The organism is Actinomycetota bacterium (genome assembly GCA_030776725.1).
GTDB lineage: Bacteria > Actinomycetota > Nitriliruptoria > Nitriliruptorales > JAHWKO01 > JAHWKW01.
Genome location: JALYHG010000013.1, coordinates 1 through 15,131 on the forward strand (window position 1 = coordinate 1; position 15,131 = coordinate 15,131).

Here is a 15,131-nt window from a genome sequence, read left to right on the forward strand (position 1 = left end):
ATCGAGCACACCGACCAGCTCGGCGATCACCGGCCGGTGGTGGCTGGCGACCCTGGCGACGCCGTCCCGTGGCACCCACGCGCGGCGCACCACCAGGGTCGGGTCCACGAACAGGTAGTCGTTCCGCGCGATCGGGTCCGGGTTGGGGAAGGTCTCGCCGGTGCCCTCGCCAGCCGCAGCGAAGGCGTCGGTCAAGCGGGCAGCCAGCAGCTGCGCCGCGACCCCGGTCGGACCCTCGTTGAGGTCGGCGCCGAGGACCACCGGGGCACCGACAGCCGCCACGACCGCGGCGACATCCTCGGCGTGTCCTCGCCGGCGCTGCGGCCACATGCCCAGCTGCGTGGAGAACGCCGCCAAGTGCAGGCTCCCGACGCCCACGATCGCCTGCGCGACGCTGCGCCGAGGTTGGCCGGGTGGGCGCGACAGCTGGTGGCGGGTGACGCTGACCACCCGGACGCGGTCGCCGACCAGGACCGCGACACCCAGCCGCCGCCCGCCGGCGCGCGCAGCGACGTCCATCCCCGCCCGGCGGACGAGGCGACGCAGCGCGAAGCGTCCCGGGACCTCGACCGCACAGACGACGTCAGCCTGGCAGCGGACGAGGACGTCGACCACCGCCCCGGCGTCGAGCACGCCCGACAGGTTGTACGCGGCCACGCGGATCACCGGATCAGGGTTGCTGCGCGCCGTGCGGGTCGGCCGCTGCCGCCGCCTCGTCGACGTGGGCCAGCAGCGCCGCTCCGATGGCCCCGGCGTCGTCACCGAGGGTGGCGGCCACGACCTGTGGCAGTGGCCGGTGGCCGACTCCCAGGACCCGCTCGCTCATGATCTCGACCGCGCGTGGGAGCACGAACGGTGCCAACGTGGTGGCCGCCCCGCCGCCGATCACCACCAGCTCCGGGTCGAAGACGTTGACGAGCCCGGTCAGGCCAACCCCCAGCCAGTACCCCGCCTCGTCAACGACCCGCCGGGCCAGGGCGTCGCCGGCGTGGGCGGCGAGCGTCACCGCCTTGCCGTCGACCCGATCGACGTCTCGCAGGCTGCTGGGAGTGTCCTCCGCGGCGAGCAGGTCCTCCGCGCGGAGGCCGACTGCGGTGCCCGACGCGTACGCCTCCAGACAGCCGAGGTTGCCGCACGGGCAGCGGCGTCCCCCGTCCTGGACGATGACATGCCCGAGCTCCCCAGCCATCCCCGATGAACCCAACACCAGACGCCCGTCCACGACCATGGCGCCTCCGACCCCTGTGCCCAAGGTCAGCATGACGACGTCGCGGGCGCCCCGGGCCGTACCGGCACGCAGCTCTCCGTACAGCGCGACGGTTGCATCGTTGTACGCGGCGACGGGCACGTCGAGCTCGTCGGCGAGCCGGTCCCGGAGCGCGACGTCCCGGACGTCGAGGTTCGGCCCGTAGCGGACGATGCCGTCGCGGCTGACCACGCCAGCGACGCCCACACCGACCCGCAGCCCCTCGCCGAGCTCCCGGGCGACCGCAGCGATGGCGGCCACGAGAGCGTCGGCGTCACTGCGGGGGCTGGTCCGGCGTCGACGGGCGAGGACGCCACCGTCTTCGCCCACTGCGAGACCCAACAGCTTCGTCCCGCCGACGTCGACGCCGACCGAGACCGGATCCGACATCTCGCCTCCTCGCGGCCGTGCGGGGCGCGGATCGCTGCGCTGCGCAGGACTCATGGTGCCGTGTGCTGGGGGGTGTTGGCAGGCACGTCGACGGCTACTCGCCGTCGACCTCGATCCGCTCGAACTGATCGTCGCGCCTGGTGAACCCGTCTGCTTGGGCGTCGATCACGGCTTTGGCGGCAAGTGTGAGGTGGCGTGCGGCCTCGGTGAGGTGGTCGACGACGTCGGGGCGAACGCCCTCGACCAGCCGCAGGAAGCTGCAGATCGGGCAGACCTGGCACGGGTCCCCGTGGCGGTGCGGTGGCGCTTCCCTCGCTGCGCGTCGCTGACCGGGACCATCACCGGGCCGGTCGCCACGCCGGTCGCCGCTGGCCCACCAGGGCCACTCGTCGCCGTCGGTCACCGCACGTCCCGCTGGACGGCGGCCACGGGCCGCTCCCGGAAGATCACCTCGAGGACGCCGTCGTGCAACCCGGCACGGGCCACGTCTTGGTGGCGCACCGCCGCGGGTAACGGCACGGTGCGTTTCATCGCCCCCACCTTGACGTGCAGATCGTTGCCCCGGCGGTGCAGCTGCACGTCGTCCTTCGTCGTGAACGGCAGGGCGATCTTCAGCTGCAGGCCGTCTCCATGGCGACACAGCTCGATCGGGCGGGTGTCGTGCAGCACCGCGGCCTCGTCGGCGTCGCCGTAGACCACGTCGGCGAGCTCGACCAGCGCAGCGGTCCCGGCCGGCTCGTCGGCCAGGAGCGGCGCGGTGAGGATCGGGATCGGCGTGAAGGAGGCCCGGACGGTTTCCAGGTGGGTTGCGTGCTGCTGCTTCCACCGGGCGAGGTAGGGATCGGTGAGCGCGTCCGGCAGCAACCGGTTCACGATCACGCTGTCGATCGCGTACCCGAACAGCGACAGGGTGGTGGCCGTGCGCATCGCCTCGTTGATCACCATCCGTTCCGGGTTGACCACCAGCCGCACGCTGGTGGTTGCGCTGTCGCGCAGGATCGCGTGGACGGCGGCGAGGTCACCGTGGATACGCTCCACCGCCCCGAAAACGGGATCGGCCGGGATGGGGACGTTGCTGACCCGGGTCACGACCGGCCGCGCCGCGCGGGCCAGATGTCGCCCGGTCCCCACGATCCGTTCGACGTACCAGCGCAGCGCGTCAGGCAAGGCGAGCAGACGCAACGTCTCCGCGGTCGGGGCACAGTCGACGACGATGAGGTCGTGGGTGCGGCTGGCGATGTGAGCGCGCAGATCGATCAGGCTGAACACCTCGTCGAGGCCGGGAACCAGAGCCAGCTCCTCGGCTTGGGCCTCACCGAGCCCTCCCCATGCCAGCAACTGCACGAGGTAATCGCGGACGTCGTGCCAGTGCTGCTCGAGCCTCCGTTGCGCGTCGATCTGCTGGGCGGCGAGGTTGGGCGCGACCGCGGTCGGGCCGTCGCCGACGGGGACGTCGAACACATCCGCGAGCGAGTGGGCCGGATCGGTGGAGGTCACCAGGACACGGTGACCGCGAGCGGCAGCCCGGACTGCGGTCGCGCCGGCCACCGTGGTCTTCCCCACGCCGCCCTTCCCGGTGAACAGCAGGACGCGGACCACGCGGTTCCTTCGGGAGGCTGGACGGGGGGAGGCTAGCAACCTGCTGGCCGGTGGCGGCGCGGTGTTCGTCGGACCGTGACGGCGCGGTCTTCGTTGGGCGGTGGCGTCGGGCTGCTGGTCGCCAACCGCCGTGTCACCCCCCGGAGCCCAGTCGGAGCGCCGCCGGGATGAAGCTGACCATCAAGGCGCCGCTGACCGCGACCACCAGCCAGAAGAACACCCGCGGGGTGAGCAGCTCGTCGCTGCGTCCGTCGGCCAGCATGTAGGCGTCGTGCACGCTGGTGACCAGGAGCGCCAACGCCCCGCCCAGGAGCGGAACGGCCGGCAGGAGCGTCTGGCCGGCAGCCGTCGCCGCCCGCACCAGCAGCAGCCCGCCGAGCAGCCACAGCAGGTAGGTCGCCGCACGGACGGTCGCGGTCCCGCGCCGGCCCAGCAGCCCGTGGCCGGCGCCGGGGAGGACCGCGCTGGCGGCCGCCGCGGCCCACGGCTCGATCGGTCGCAGCTCGCCGGCGTCGCCCGGCTCACCAAGCGTGCGCCCGAAGGGACTGCCGCAGACGTTGCAAGCGGTCACGCCGACCGGGTTCCAGTGTTCGCAGACCGCGCAGCGCCACTCGAGCTCGTCGTCGACCTTGCGGAACCGGCCGCCTCCAGCCCGCAACGGGGTCTGGCCCGCTGGCCCGGTCTGAGGTGGTGCGGTGGCGTCCGCCCGCGTCACCGCGGTGTGCTGGGACGGCGGCACCGGCGGTGGGGCGGCGCCACGATCGGGCGGCGTCTCGTCGGTGGAGGGCTGTCCACCCGCCGGGGGCTCGTCGCCGCCGACGGCACCCCGGGTACGGAACTCCGTGTAGCACTGAGTGCACCAGGCGGCCGTGTCGGCGTTCAGCGCGCCGCAGTCAGGGCACCTCACGGGACCAGCCCGAGGCCCTCGCGGACCTGCGCCTGGACCGCGTCCTTCAACCCGAACAGGCCGCTGCGGACAGCCAGCCGGTACCGAGCAGTGACCGATGATGGGCGCCCACGCGACACGCCGCCTCGCGCAAGGTGGTGCACGACCGTCCCGCCGTACCCGTCCTCCAACCACCATTCCGCCGTACCCGTGATGTCGCCGGTGACGTCGAGCACCACCCCGCTGGCGGGACGGAAGCGGTAGGGCCGCAGGTGGAGCCGCACACCCGACCGGCGCCGACCGGCGCGGATGTGCACGTCGAGCCAGCTGTCGCCAGGATCCCGCGGGTACCCCGCCAGGGGATGCACCCGGCCGGCCATCTCGCTGTCCCAGCGGTCACCGGCCGGGGCGGCGCGCACGACCGAGAGGCCCGGCCACCACCGGTCGTACGCGTCGAACTCGATCAGGTGCGCGTACAACAGCGCCGGCGGCGCCCGCACGAAGGCGTCGTCGTCGAGGTACAGGTCCACGGTGAGCCAAGCCTACGTCACCCAGGCAGCGGGGTCGGTGCGGTTCGCGCGGTCGCCCGGTGGTCGCGGCCTTACGCCAGCCGACGTCCCTGGAGGCGGAGGCGGTTCGCTGACTAGTCTCGGTATGGCCGGGGAGCGGGGAGACCGTGGGCCGTGACAGGTTCGATCGTCGTCGTTTCGTGAGGTGGCTGCATCGGGCGACCGGCGACCCCAGAGTGGTCGCGTCGATGGTCGCGGTGATGCTCGCCGTCCAGGCCGTGGCCGTGGCGTTGATGTTGTCGCCGGGGGCGCGGCCCACCGCTGTTGAGATCGACGACACGACCACCAACGTGGCCCAGCCGACCTCGCCGCGATCGTCGCCACCGCCGGACGCGGCGGAGGCGGCGGCTGCAGCGCCGGCGGAGGAACCAGCGGCCGTTGAGCCACCGGTCGAACCAGCGTCGGTCGCTGAGGCGCCCGCTGCTGACCCCGCCGTTGAGACAGGCCTGGTCGCGATCGACCCGGGGGCGACCTCCAGCGACTCGGCCGCCCCGCCGCGGTCGTCCAGCCCGGCGCAGCCACCGCCAGCGTCCGATGCGGGCCGGTCGCGGTTCGCCGCACGCTTCTCGTCCCAGGAGCAAGCGGTCCAGGATCCGCGCGACCCGGCGACCACCCGCTGGGCGGTGCTGATCGGCATCAACGACTACGAGGGACGGACACGCGACAACGTCGGCTCACGCCAGGACGCCGAGGATCTCCACGCCCACCTGCGCGGGCTCGGGTGGCTCGACGATCACATGGTGCTGCTGACCGACCGCGCTGCGACGAGGGACAACATCGAGCAGGCCATCGCATGGCTGGCGCGGAAGACCGATGGGTCCTCCGTCGCGGTGTTCCACTTCAGCGGCCACACCAAGCAGTGGCGCGGGCGAGACGTCGACGGCGACGGCGAGGTCCCCGACGAGGCGCTGTGGCCAGCCGACAACCGCCACATCGTCGACAGTGAGCTCGTGGCTCGGTTGGCGCACGTGTCCGCCGGCCGGCTGTGGATCAACATCGGCGCCTGCGAGGCGGCCGGGTACGCCGACCCGGGGATGCGCCGCGCGGGGCGGCTCCTGACGTTCTCGTCAGCGGAGCCGGAGAAGTCCTACGAGGATCCCTCGGTCGGCAACTCCGTGTGGGGGTACTTCCTGATCGAGGGAGGGATGAGGGGCAGGGGCGGTGACGCCAACGGCGACGGCGATGTGACCGTGCAGGAGGCCTTCGCGTACGCGGCGCCACGGGCAGCCGACCGCACGGTACGCGGATCGCACGGGCCCCAACATCCGCAGATGCTCGACGACGGCGGGGCGTTCTCGCTGCGTATCCCGGCGCCGCCGCCTCCGCCCCAGGAGCCGCAACGCGCGAACGACGACGACAGGAACCGCGGCATTTGCCTGTTGGCCTGTACGGGGTCGCGCGGTCAGGCGGTCTTCGCGCCCACGGTGATGCGCTCGACGAAGGACACGATCGCGTCCGCCAGCAGCTCCGCGTCGTGGTCGAGCGTGGCCACGTGGTAGGAGCGTTGCAGCTCGATGCGGGTCACGTCGTCGGTGCCGAGCCGCTGCACGATGGCATCGGCGTTGCGCGGGTCAACGACGTGGTCCTGGGGTGAACCAGCCACCAGCACGGGGACGGTGACGTCCGCCAACCCGGCACGGACGCGCCGCAGCGCCGACTGCACCGAGTAGCCCGTCTTGGCCGGGACGAGGCTGTACGCGCGCTCATCGCCACCCTTGGCGATGTCGTTGCGTGTGAGACCGACCAGCGGGGCCGGGACGACGGGGAAGATGTACTGCAGCACGCCACCGAGCTTCGCCAGGGGGTCGGGGCGATCGAGGATCTGAGCGTTGATGGTGGCCACCCCGGCCAGCCGTTCGCTCCGGCCACTGCGGCAACGACGCGCCGCGATGTCGAGCGCGATGGTCCCTCCGAGCGAGAAACCCACCAGCACGACGCTCCGACAGCGCTCGGCGAGGTCGTCGAACGACCGCTCGGCGCCCCGGCGAAGATCGGCGTACCTCAGCCGCCCCAGATCACGCCAGTGGGTGCCGTGCCCGGGCAGTCGCGGAACTTCGACCGTGTACCCCGCCTCGGCGATCGCCTCGCCCAGGGGCCGGGTCGACACCGGGTTCCCCGTGAAGCCGTGGATGACGGCCACACCGATCTGGCCGCGTTCATCGCTGCCGGCCGACGACCACGGCTGCGCCCCTCCCACCACGTCGTACCGAGTCATGGCGACCTCCTCCAGCGGCCTCGGAGCATAGAGCACGCACGGCCGACGACCACACTCGCCCGGCGGCGCTACCGTGCGCCGCCATGCCACGGTCCGGTGACACCGCCCACACCGCGTCTCAAGCGGCCACCACCGATCCGCGAGCGACCACCACCGATCGGTCCGCGCGGCACCGGCCGATGCGAGCGGTCGTGCAGGTCGTCCGAGGTTTCGCGATGGGCAGCGCGGATCTGGTCCCCGGCGTGTCGGGTGGCACGATCGCGTTGGTCTTCGGCATCTACGACGACCTGGTGGCGGAGATCTACGCGGCGTCCTCCGCCGTCGGCCGGCTGCTCCGGCTGGACGTCGACGGCGGGTGGCGGGCGCTGCGCGACGTCCGCTGGGGGTTCCTGGTGCCGCTGGTGGCCGGTATCGGGCTGGCGGTCGTCACACTGGCGGGGGTCCTGCGTACCCTCCTGGCTGATCGCCCCGTGCTGATGTCGGCGTTGTTCTTCGGCCTCATCGTCGGGTCGATCGTGGTGGCGAGCGACGAACTCGACCGCCGGGACCCACCTCGCCTGGCGATCGTGACCGCAGTGGCAGCCGCCACGTTCGTGCTCCTGGGTCTCCGCGGCGCGGCTATGCGCGATCCTGGGCTGGCCGTGATGTTCGCCGGCGGGGCGTTGGCCATCACCGCGATGATCCTGCCCGGCGTCTCCGGTTCGTTCCTCCTCCTGATGATCGGGCTGTACCAGCATCTCCTCGACGTCGTCCACGAGCGCGGCGCCGTCGAACTCGCGGTGTTCACCGCAGGTGCCGCCACCGGCCTGGCGGTGTTCTCTGCCGCGCTGCACTGGCTGCTGGAGCATCACCGCGCCACGGTCATGGCGACGCTGATCGGCTTGATGGCCGGGTCGTTGCGGGTGCTGTGGATGTGGCCCACCGACCAGGGCGGCGTCGGCGACGTCCGCCTGGGCGCTCCGTTCTGGGCCGACGTCCCGATGGTTCTGGCTGCGGCGATGGTCGGCGCCGTCGGCGTGGTCGTGATCGCTCGCCTCGGCCTGCGCCGGGACGAGCCGTCGCGGTGACCTGACCGCCAACGGCCTGTGCGCCGGCGTCAACGTCGCGACGCGACGGCCGCCAGCAGATCGTCGAAGCGCGCGGCGATCTGCTCCCACGACCAGCGGGCTTCGACCCAGCTCCGGGCGGCGCGGCCCATCCGCGAACGACGCTCCTGATCATCGAGCAGCGTCGCGATCGCCCCTGCCACCGCGTCGGGGTTGCGACCGTCGACGGTGACGCCGGTCTCGCCGTCGCGGACGGTCTCGGGTGCCCCACCCGAGACCCCCGCCACCACCGGGACACCAGCGGCTTGCGCCTCGAGGTAGACGCTGCCCAGCCCCTCGACGTCGAGACCGAACCACCGGGTGCGGCATGGCATCGCGAACACGTCGATGGCACCGTACGCGGCCGGCAGTCGCGGTCCCTGGATCTCACCGGCCACCACCACCTGCGGCATGCCCTGCACTCGGCGGTGCAGCCTCGCCGCGAGCGGGCCGTCACCAACCAGCACCAGCCACGCATCGACGTGGTGGCGGCGCACCGCCGGCCAAGCATCGACGAGGACGTCTTGGCCCTTGCGTCGCACCAACCGCGACACGCAGCCCACCAGCGGCGCGGCGGCCGGCACCCCCCACTGGCGTCGCAAGGCAGAACCGTCCACGTCCGGGTTGAACGTCTCGGTGTCCACACCTGGTGGGATCCGTGCCACGGTGACATCACGCACGTGCGGCCGCAGCCGACTCTCGGTGTAGTCGCTGATCGTGGTGACCGCAGCCAGGGCGCGGGTCGCGCGTCTCACGAGGATCCCGAGGCCGACCGTGGCCAGACCCGCTTCGTGGCCGTGCGTGAGACCCACCACCGGGACGGCCGGGTCGCGCGACAGGGCCGGGCCCAGCTCCCCCAACGGCCAGGCCGCCCCCAGCACCACCACGGCGGGGCGGTGATCGCGGGCCACGGCCCGCACCAGATTCAGGGTGGACGGGGTCGGCAGGAGCGAACGGCTCGCCGCGCGGACGACCCGGTACGGCGCCGCGTCATCGAACCGCTCGGCGTTGGGGTGGTTGGGACCGACGACCACCGTCGAGTCGGGGCGGACCCGTCGGATCAGCTGGTCAACGAAGCGTTGGATACCACCGACCTGTGGCGGCAGATCGTTGGTCAGCCACAGCACCCGCACGTCAGGTGGCCGCTACGTCCCTCGCGCCTTCCGGCTGGACGCCTCCGCGCCCTTCCCGCCGGCCTTCGACGCCGCTTCGGCCGTCGAACGGTTGGCCGAACGCTTCCCGCCGGCCTTCGACGCCGCTTTGCCGTTCGAGGGCTTCGCCGCAGCCTTCCCTGCGGTCCGCGACGACCGGCTCGCCTTCCGTCCGGTCCGGGGGGCCGTCCAGCCGAGTTCGCGGGCGAGCGGGCTCGATGCGGTGATCGTCCCGGCGTCGCGGTCGAGCCACCAGCTGGCGCTCCGGGTCCGACCGCGCTGGCGGTAGCGCACGGTGACGGTCCAACGACCGTCGGCTCGTCGGCTGGCCGCCCAGCTCGCGTCATCTGCATCGATGTCGCGCTCGCCGAGGTTGCGGTCGACCGCCTGCCCGAGGGGATGCCCGGACTCGCCCAAACGCGAGCGTGCCAGGCGCCGGCTGTGCGCCTCGCGCAGCACCTGGTCGCGTTCCGCGACGATCGGGACCATCCACCGCTCGACCCAGCTGACGTCGGTCCCGGCAGCCTTGGCCACCGATGCCGGCGACCGCCCAGCCCGCAGCAGGGCCTGGATCTCGGCCGGCGTGAGCTTGCTCTCGTGGACAGGCTGCTCCGGCGACGACGCGACATCGGCCTCACGGCCGGCGGCCACCGTCTCGTCGCTGTCAGGCCCGGTCACTGCCGGCTCGGCGGGTTCATCCGGTGAGGTGTCTGCTGGTGGCCGGGGGTCGATCCGAGCCGTCGCCCCCCGGCGTGACGACCCAGCCGTCTGGGTCGGCTCCCCGTCACCGGATGCCGATCCCTGGCGCAACCGGCGGATCTCGTCAACCGTGAGGAAGAGGTCGGCGTCGACGACCAGCCGGTACCGGCCACGGCGAGCATCAGGATGCACGTCGAGGACGAGGTGTTGCAGGTCCGCGGTGTAGCCGATGAGGTGAACCTCGATCACGCTTGCCTCCGGACCCGCCCCGACTTTGGGGCTCATCTCGTCAGGCCGCCCAAGCGCCGGGCCCGACAGCTGGCGTCGGGTGTCGGCCGACGTCCGCATCCTGCCCGCCGCGACGGAGCCGAGCAACTGTTTCGCGCGCCGGGAACCGGTTGGACGGCGGGGCGGCCAACGTGTCACGTCCGACCGGTGCGACTCTCAACCGGCCAGAGCGAGCAGCGAAGCGGTGCCGATGACGTCCCCCCGCAGCTGGCGGACACGGTCGGCCAGCTCGCGGTCGTCGGTGACCACGACGACCGGCTCGTCGGAGGGGAGGGACTCGACCAGTTCGACGATGGCATCGTCGGCGGTCCCCCCCGCTGTGAAGCGCACCCGGACGAGACGTGACCGTGGCGCAGGCGCGTTGACGCCCGGATCCCCATCGAAGACGACCGTGCACAGCACCTTCAGGCGGGCGACCAACGACTCGAGCTGGGTGGTCAACCACAACCGCTGCTGCTCGAGCTCGAGGTGGCCGCGATGTTGCTGTGAGACGTTGTACCCGTCGACGATCATCCTCCGGCCGGGGACCAGCAGCGCCTGCGCAGCGTCGACCGTGCCCGGGGCGATACCGGCGGGGAGCCGGCTGGGGCGCCCGGACGCGGCCGGGCGCGCCCCCGACCGGAGCGACGAGCGGTACTGCGCGATCTCCTCGCTGGCGCGTCGTTCGAGGGCCTCGCGCGCTCGCCGGTGCCGCCGCCGGCGTTGGAGGCGTTCCTCCTCCCGCCGGCGCAGCGTCCGTAGCTCATCACGGAGCTCGGCCACCTGCGCGTCGGCCTGGCGGCGGACCCGTTCGACCGCTTGGTCGCGCTCCTCGGCCGCCGAGGTCAGACGACGCTGCAGCGCCTCGATCGTGTCCTCGAAGGTGCGGACCGCGTCCTCGAGCTCCTGCACCCGCTCCTGTTCGACCCGCAGTCGCGCCTCGAGGCCTTCGGCGCGTCGGCGCGCATGGTCACGCTGCTCGCGGAACTCGCGCGCGCGAGCGCGGAGGCGTTGATGGCGATCTGGGCTGCTGACGACGGCAGGTTGTGGGTGGCGCCGTTGCGGCGGGGCGACTTCCACCTCGCCGCGCAGGATCGCGAGCACTGCGCCGCCGTGGGGGTCGTCCTCGAGCTGTGCGAGCGTCTCATGCCACAGCGCGCCACCGGCCGCCAGCAACCGACACAGATCCCGCCGGGACCGTCCCGACGCCAACCGGCTCGTCGGCAGCGCCCGCAGCTGCGCCATCCGCGGTGTGACCACGTTGTCGTCGAGCCGGTGCAGCGCACCACGGACGTTGCGCAACAGCACCGCCCACTCGTCGGGGGGGAGCCGCTCGAGCAACTCCTCGTCCGGTGCCGGCACCGGGTCCTCGGGCCGCTCGTCCCCACCGGTCGCCACGTTCAGTTGGTGGAGATGACCACGCCCAGCTTCTGGAGCCGCTCCAGGAAGTCGCTCGGCTCCTCACCCTCGAGCGCGGCGATCGCGTCGATGTCGTCATCACGGACGAACAGCAGATGCTCGGAGGTGCCCCGGCGTGTCTGGATGTAGGTGAGGTACTCCACCGCAGGTTCGATGCCGTCGGACGCGTCCCGGAGCCGTTCGACGTCGATGGCGTACCCACCCTTCCCGCGATCGCGCACGGTTCCGGATCGGGGCCGGTCGCCGCTCTCCACGACGCCGTCGGGCCCCAGGGCCAATCGACGCCGTCGTGCGGTCACCGCCCAGACCGTTGCCGCTGCGCTCGCCACGACAGCGGTAACCGCCCCGATGCGGATGGCCAGGTCACGACGCTCCATGCTGGCGACGGTACACCTCGCCGTCCCGAGCAACACCGTCCCGGGCGGACCGAACGGCATCCCGTTCCAGACGGGATCACCATCAGCGCTCAGCGCCGGAGCGAACGGCACACCCCGCGATCGGATCGTTGTTCAGTGCTCGGTTCCGACCGCCCGGGCCGGAGCAGCCTCGACCACGACGGCGTCGTCGCGCCCACACCAGCGACAGGTCACCGACTCCACACGACGGTCGAGGACGTCCTCCTCCTCCACCCGACGGACCCCGCCCAGGTCGAAGTGGTGGAAACGGCGGGTGCGGGCGGTCTCGACCACATCGAAACGCGTGACGTTCCCGCATGAGGCGCAGCGGAACCGGTGCTGTGCATCCAGGCCCCGCGCCAGGTCGCTCACCGCAGCATCACCTCGGTGGGGTCCGAGCCGAACCAGGGCCCGGCGTCCATGGCGGGGAACTCCAGGTAGCCGATCTCGAAGATCTCGCCGGTCTCGGCGACCACGTCGGCCGCTCCCTCCGCGAAGACGCGGAGCTGCTCGACGTCGATCCCGTGGTAGACGTCGGGGTACTCGGCCAGCTTCTCGGCGGCCTTGCGGAGCAGCGCAACCGACCCGGGGACGTTGCCACGCTGATGGTGACAGCAGCCCACCGCCACCTGGATCACACCCTGCCAGAACAGCCGGTCCCCGTCCGGGGCGGCGTTCCAGACGTCCTCCAGCACCTCGTGGGCCTCGAAGAAACGCTCCTGGTTCCACAGTTCGACCGCTTTGGCGAGCGCCTCCTCGAGGTCGTCCAACGCGAAGTCCTCGACGGTCTCGGCCGGTTCGGCACCGCGAGGCAGGGGCCGACCGAGCCGGTCGCGCGGGCGGGCGTTGGCGGGGCGGCCGTTCTCGTCGCGGTCCCGCTCGTAGCGGCGGACCTGGCGTCGCTGGTCGCTCACGGTTCCCTCGGGTCGTCTCCCCGCAGGGTAGCGACCGCACCGGGTACCCTCCGCCGCATGCCCGAGCTCCCCGAGGTCGAGTCCGTCCGACGACAGTTGGGCCCCGAGCTGACGGGGCGCCAGGTCGTGGGCGTCGACCACGTTCCACAGCGACGCTTCGTGAACCTGCATCGGCTGGCCGGACACACGGTCCTCGGCGTTCGCCGCCGCGGGAAGTTCCTGCTGTGCCCGCTCGATGATGGCCTGGAGCTCGTGGCGAACCTCGGCATGACAGGATCGTTGCACTTCGGACCGGCGGACGACTACGCCCGAGCGCAGCTCTTCCTCGATGATGGACGCCAGCTCAACTACCGCGACCCGCGGCGGTTCGGTCGCCTCGCGGTGGTGCCCGCGGGCGACTACACGCCGATCCCCACCCTGGCGATGCTCGGTCCCGAGCCCCTCACCGATGAATTCCGCCCCGACAGGTTCGCACGCGCGCTGGCGGTCACGGCCGCCCCGGTGAAGGCGGTGCTCCTCGGCCAACGTGCGGTGGCCGGAGTCGGGAACATCTACGCCGATGAGGCGCTCTGGCGCGCCAAGATCCACCCGGCGAGCCGGCGCGTGGGCCGCCGCCGCGCCCTCGTGCTGCACTCCGCGATCCGCGAGGTCCTGTCCGAGTCGATCGAGAGAGAGGGCACCACCTTCCGCGACTACCGGATGGTGAACGGCGAGAGCGGTCGCAACGCCGAGTTCCTGCAGGTCTACGGACACGCGGGGCGGCCCTGCCAGCGGTGCGGGACCGAGCTGCGCCGCATCGTCGTGGCCCAGCGTGGCACGACCTACTGCGCGACGTGCCAGCGGCCATGACGCGACGACCTCACGGCGGCGTCGGTCGGTGGTCATCCGCGTCGTGGTCGGGTCCGGGTGCGAGGGGTTCACCACGGCGCGCCGCCAACTCCACCTCCCACTGAAGTGGCCACGCGTTGGGCAGGCAGCCGTCCAGTTCGGTGCTCTGCTGCGCCATGACCGCCGCGGGTTCACCCTGCCGTGGGCACTGCGGCTCCGCCGGGTGGTGCAGGTGCAGGAGGTGGCCGACCTCGTGGTTGATCAGCATGACCCGGTAGGCCTCGAGGTCGCCGGTCCACTTCGGCGTGGCGCTCCGCCAGCGGTCGGCGTTCAACGCCACCACCGGGCCGTTCTGGCACGAGTAGAGACCCCATGTCCGGTACGGGTGGCACAGGGCGTCGACCTCGGGACCTTCGGCGAGGACGATCCGGTAGGGGGCGGCGTCGTCGCGAACGAACCGCAACCCAGCCCGGCGCCAGCCCCTCGGGTCGGACAGGGTGGCGTCGACCACAGCGGCGAACCCCGCGGTCGCAGCGTCGTCGGTGCGCCGCTCGACCGTGTAGCGGACCTCGACATCGTGGAGGTCGTCAGCGCGCGGGGCGACCGGCTGGGCCGTCGCGATCGGCGACGGCGGGATCACGTCCATCGAGGGCTCGCCGATCGGTTCGGGCGGTGCCGCGGCCGGGACGGTCGATGGGCGGCGAACCGGGGTGGGATCGGCTGGCGATGCTGCACCCGGTGGGCAGGCCACGAGCGCGACCGCTGCCGCCAGCACCGCCGCCGCCAGGATCGTGTTACGGGCAGACACGTCCCGCCGGCTCCTGATTCGGGGCGAGTGGTGACTCTGAGCAGTCTCCGCTCACAGACTGCGAGCAGGGGGCGGGCGCTGAGCGCACGCACAGTGCGTTAGATGCACGCTTGCGCCGCCGAGCGGCGGCGGATGAACGAACGGCAGGAACACACACTGCCCGGTCCCCGTTTTGATGGGTGTGTGCCCCCGACGCACGCCCGCGCGGCATCGGGGTTCCGAAAGACGGTTCCACACTAGGGAAGGTTGCCAGTTGTCGTCCACGCAAGCACTCGCCCGTCAACTCCGTACCGGCGAGGGATGGGAGGAGGACGCGGCATGCAACGGTGCCGAGGTCGAACTGTTCTTCTCCGTCGAGGAGGATGATCAGAAGCAGGCGCTTGAGTACTGCGGCCGTTGTCAGGTACGCCAGGAGTGCCTCGAGTACGCCATCCGCAACCGCGAGATGTACGGGATCTGGGGAGGCATGCTCGAATCTGATCGCCGCACCCTGATCCGAGACCTTCGCCGGCGGGAGCGTGAGGCCCGCGAGCGCCGCAAGCGCGCCAGCGACGCGGCCTGATCTCTCCCGCCCGCATCTAGTAGCGGCCCGGGCTCGTACGCCCGGGCCGTCGCGCATCGTGTGAGAGGGACCGCCATCCCGACCTGTCTCTCCCATTC

At 72.1% G+C, this 15,131-nt stretch carries 18 protein-coding genes; 4 read left to right on the top strand and 14 right to left on the bottom strand.

Going from position 1 to position 15,131, the window contains the following annotated elements; translation table 11 throughout:
• From M3N57_00455 to M3N57_00480, 6 genes are all read right to left on the bottom strand, one after another.
• Nucleotides 1–666: endonuclease/exonuclease/phosphatase (locus M3N57_00455; protein ID MDP9021177.1), on the bottom strand; the 666-nt coding region annotated here is incomplete at its 3' end.
• A 4-nt stretch (nt 667–670) separates the two neighbouring features.
• Complete coding sequence (locus M3N57_00460; GenBank protein MDP9021178.1) at nt 671–1,636, bottom strand: ROK family protein; 966 nt, start codon at nt 1,634–1,636, stop codon at nt 671–673.
• A 94-nt stretch (nt 1,637–1,730) separates the two neighbouring features.
• Entirely contained in the window at nt 1,731–2,039 is a 309-nt protein-coding gene (locus tag M3N57_00465) for a hypothetical protein (protein MDP9021179.1), read from the bottom strand.
• Nucleotides 2,036–3,235, bottom strand: a complete 1,200-nt coding sequence (locus M3N57_00470; GenBank protein MDP9021180.1) for an ArsA family ATPase — start codon at nt 3,233–3,235, stop codon at nt 2,036–2,038. Before M3N57_00470 ends, M3N57_00465 begins: the two co-directional genes overlap by 4 nt.
• 133 nt (nt 3,236–3,368) lie before the next feature.
• Nucleotides 3,369–3,974 carry a hypothetical protein gene (locus tag M3N57_00475; protein ID MDP9021181.1) on the bottom strand — a complete coding sequence of 202 codons (606 nt, stop codon included), beginning with the start codon at nt 3,972–3,974 and terminating at the stop codon, nt 3,369–3,371.
• A gap of 164 nt (nt 3,975–4,138) precedes the next feature.
• On the bottom strand, nt 4,139–4,651 hold the full coding sequence (locus tag M3N57_00480) for a hypothetical protein (GenBank protein MDP9021182.1): 513 nt from the start codon (nt 4,649–4,651) through the stop codon (nt 4,139–4,141).
• 179 nt (nt 4,652–4,830) lie between these two features.
• Here M3N57_00480 and M3N57_00485 point away from each other — a divergent pair, with 179 nt between their 5' ends.
• Complete coding sequence (locus tag M3N57_00485) at nt 4,831–6,189, top strand: caspase family protein (GenBank protein ID MDP9021183.1); 1,359 nt, start codon at nt 4,831–4,833, stop codon at nt 6,187–6,189.
• On the opposite strand, the gene M3N57_00490 is transcribed toward M3N57_00485, so the two are convergent.
• A complete protein-coding gene (locus M3N57_00490; protein MDP9021184.1) occupies nt 6,093–6,905 on the bottom strand; it encodes an alpha/beta fold hydrolase in 813 nt (270 codons plus the stop codon). The genes M3N57_00485 and M3N57_00490 overlap by 97 nt on opposite strands.
• An 83-nt stretch (nt 6,906–6,988) precedes the next feature.
• Between M3N57_00490 and M3N57_00495 the strand changes: the two genes are divergently transcribed.
• Nucleotides 6,989–7,972: a DUF368 domain-containing protein gene (locus M3N57_00495; protein ID MDP9021185.1), complete on the top strand. Its 984-nt coding sequence runs from the start codon at nt 6,989–6,991 to the stop codon at nt 7,970–7,972.
• Between the two features lie 29 nt (nt 7,973–8,001).
• Here the strand turns inward: M3N57_00495 and M3N57_00500 are convergent, their stop codons facing one another.
• The 6 genes from M3N57_00500 to M3N57_00525 all read right to left on the bottom strand — a co-directional run bounded on the left by M3N57_00500 (nt 8,002) and on the right by M3N57_00525 (nt 12,835).
• Nucleotides 8,002–9,123 carry a glycosyltransferase family 4 protein gene (locus tag M3N57_00500; GenBank protein ID MDP9021186.1) on the bottom strand — a complete coding sequence of 374 codons (1,122 nt, stop codon included), beginning with the start codon at nt 9,121–9,123 and terminating at the stop codon, nt 8,002–8,004.
• 12 nt (nt 9,124–9,135) lie between these two features.
• Nucleotides 9,136–10,125 carry a septation protein SepH gene (gene sepH, locus M3N57_00505; GenBank protein MDP9021187.1) on the bottom strand — a complete coding sequence of 330 codons (990 nt, stop codon included), beginning with the start codon at nt 10,123–10,125 and terminating at the stop codon, nt 9,136–9,138.
• A 159-nt stretch (nt 10,126–10,284) separates the two neighbouring features.
• Nucleotides 10,285–11,505, bottom strand: a complete 1,221-nt coding sequence (locus M3N57_00510) for an NYN domain-containing protein (protein ID MDP9021188.1) — start codon at nt 11,503–11,505, stop codon at nt 10,285–10,287.
• Between the two features lie 2 nt (nt 11,506–11,507).
• On the bottom strand, nt 11,508–11,903 hold the full coding sequence (locus tag M3N57_00515) for a hypothetical protein (GenBank protein ID MDP9021189.1): 396 nt from the start codon (nt 11,901–11,903) through the stop codon (nt 11,508–11,510).
• A gap of 132 nt (nt 11,904–12,035) precedes the next feature.
• Entirely contained in the window at nt 12,036–12,293 is a 258-nt protein-coding gene (locus M3N57_00520; GenBank protein ID MDP9021190.1) for a hypothetical protein, read from the bottom strand.
• Nucleotides 12,290–12,835 carry a DUF309 domain-containing protein gene (locus M3N57_00525; protein MDP9021191.1) on the bottom strand — a complete coding sequence of 182 codons (546 nt, stop codon included), beginning with the start codon at nt 12,833–12,835 and terminating at the stop codon, nt 12,290–12,292. Before M3N57_00525 ends, M3N57_00520 begins: the two co-directional genes overlap by 4 nt.
• Before the next feature lie 57 nt (nt 12,836–12,892).
• Between M3N57_00525 and mutM the strand changes: the two genes are divergently transcribed.
• On the top strand, nt 12,893–13,684 hold the full coding sequence (gene mutM / locus M3N57_00530) for a bifunctional DNA-formamidopyrimidine glycosylase/DNA-(apurinic or apyrimidinic site) lyase (protein MDP9021192.1): 792 nt from the start codon (nt 12,893–12,895) through the stop codon (nt 13,682–13,684).
• Nucleotides 13,685–13,694: 10 nt separating this feature from the next.
• Here the strand turns inward: mutM and M3N57_00535 are convergent, their stop codons facing one another.
• Entirely contained in the window at nt 13,695–14,471 is a 777-nt protein-coding gene (locus M3N57_00535) for a DUF3152 domain-containing protein (protein MDP9021193.1), read from the bottom strand.
• Between the two features lie 253 nt (nt 14,472–14,724).
• Here M3N57_00535 and M3N57_00540 point away from each other — a divergent pair, with 253 nt between their 5' ends.
• Nucleotides 14,725–15,033, top strand: coding sequence for a WhiB family transcriptional regulator (locus M3N57_00540; protein MDP9021194.1), 309 nt, complete (start codon nt 14,725–14,727; stop codon nt 15,031–15,033).
• Nucleotides 15,034–15,131 lie beyond the last annotated feature (98 nt).

Excerpts from the sequence above, each read along its gene's own strand:
- M3N57_00490 (MDP9021184.1), bottom strand. The coding sequence starts at position 6,905 with ATGACTCGGTACGACGTGGTGGGAGGGGCGCAGCCGTGGTCGTCGGCC.
- mutM (MDP9021192.1), top strand. The coding sequence starts at position 12,893 with ATGCCCGAGCTCCCCGAGGTCGAGTCCGTCCGACGACAGTTGGGCCCC.
- sepH (MDP9021187.1), bottom strand. The coding sequence starts at position 10,125 with ATGAGCCCCAAAGTCGGGGCGGGTCCGGAGGCAAGCGTGATCGAGGTT.
- M3N57_00495 (MDP9021185.1), top strand. The coding sequence starts at position 6,989 with ATGCCACGGTCCGGTGACACCGCCCACACCGCGTCTCAAGCGGCCACC.
- M3N57_00460 (MDP9021178.1), bottom strand. The coding sequence starts at position 1,636 with ATGTCGGATCCGGTCTCGGTCGGCGTCGACGTCGGCGGGACGAAGCTG.
- M3N57_00515 (MDP9021189.1), bottom strand. The coding sequence starts at position 11,903 with ATGGAGCGTCGTGACCTGGCCATCCGCATCGGGGCGGTTACCGCTGTC.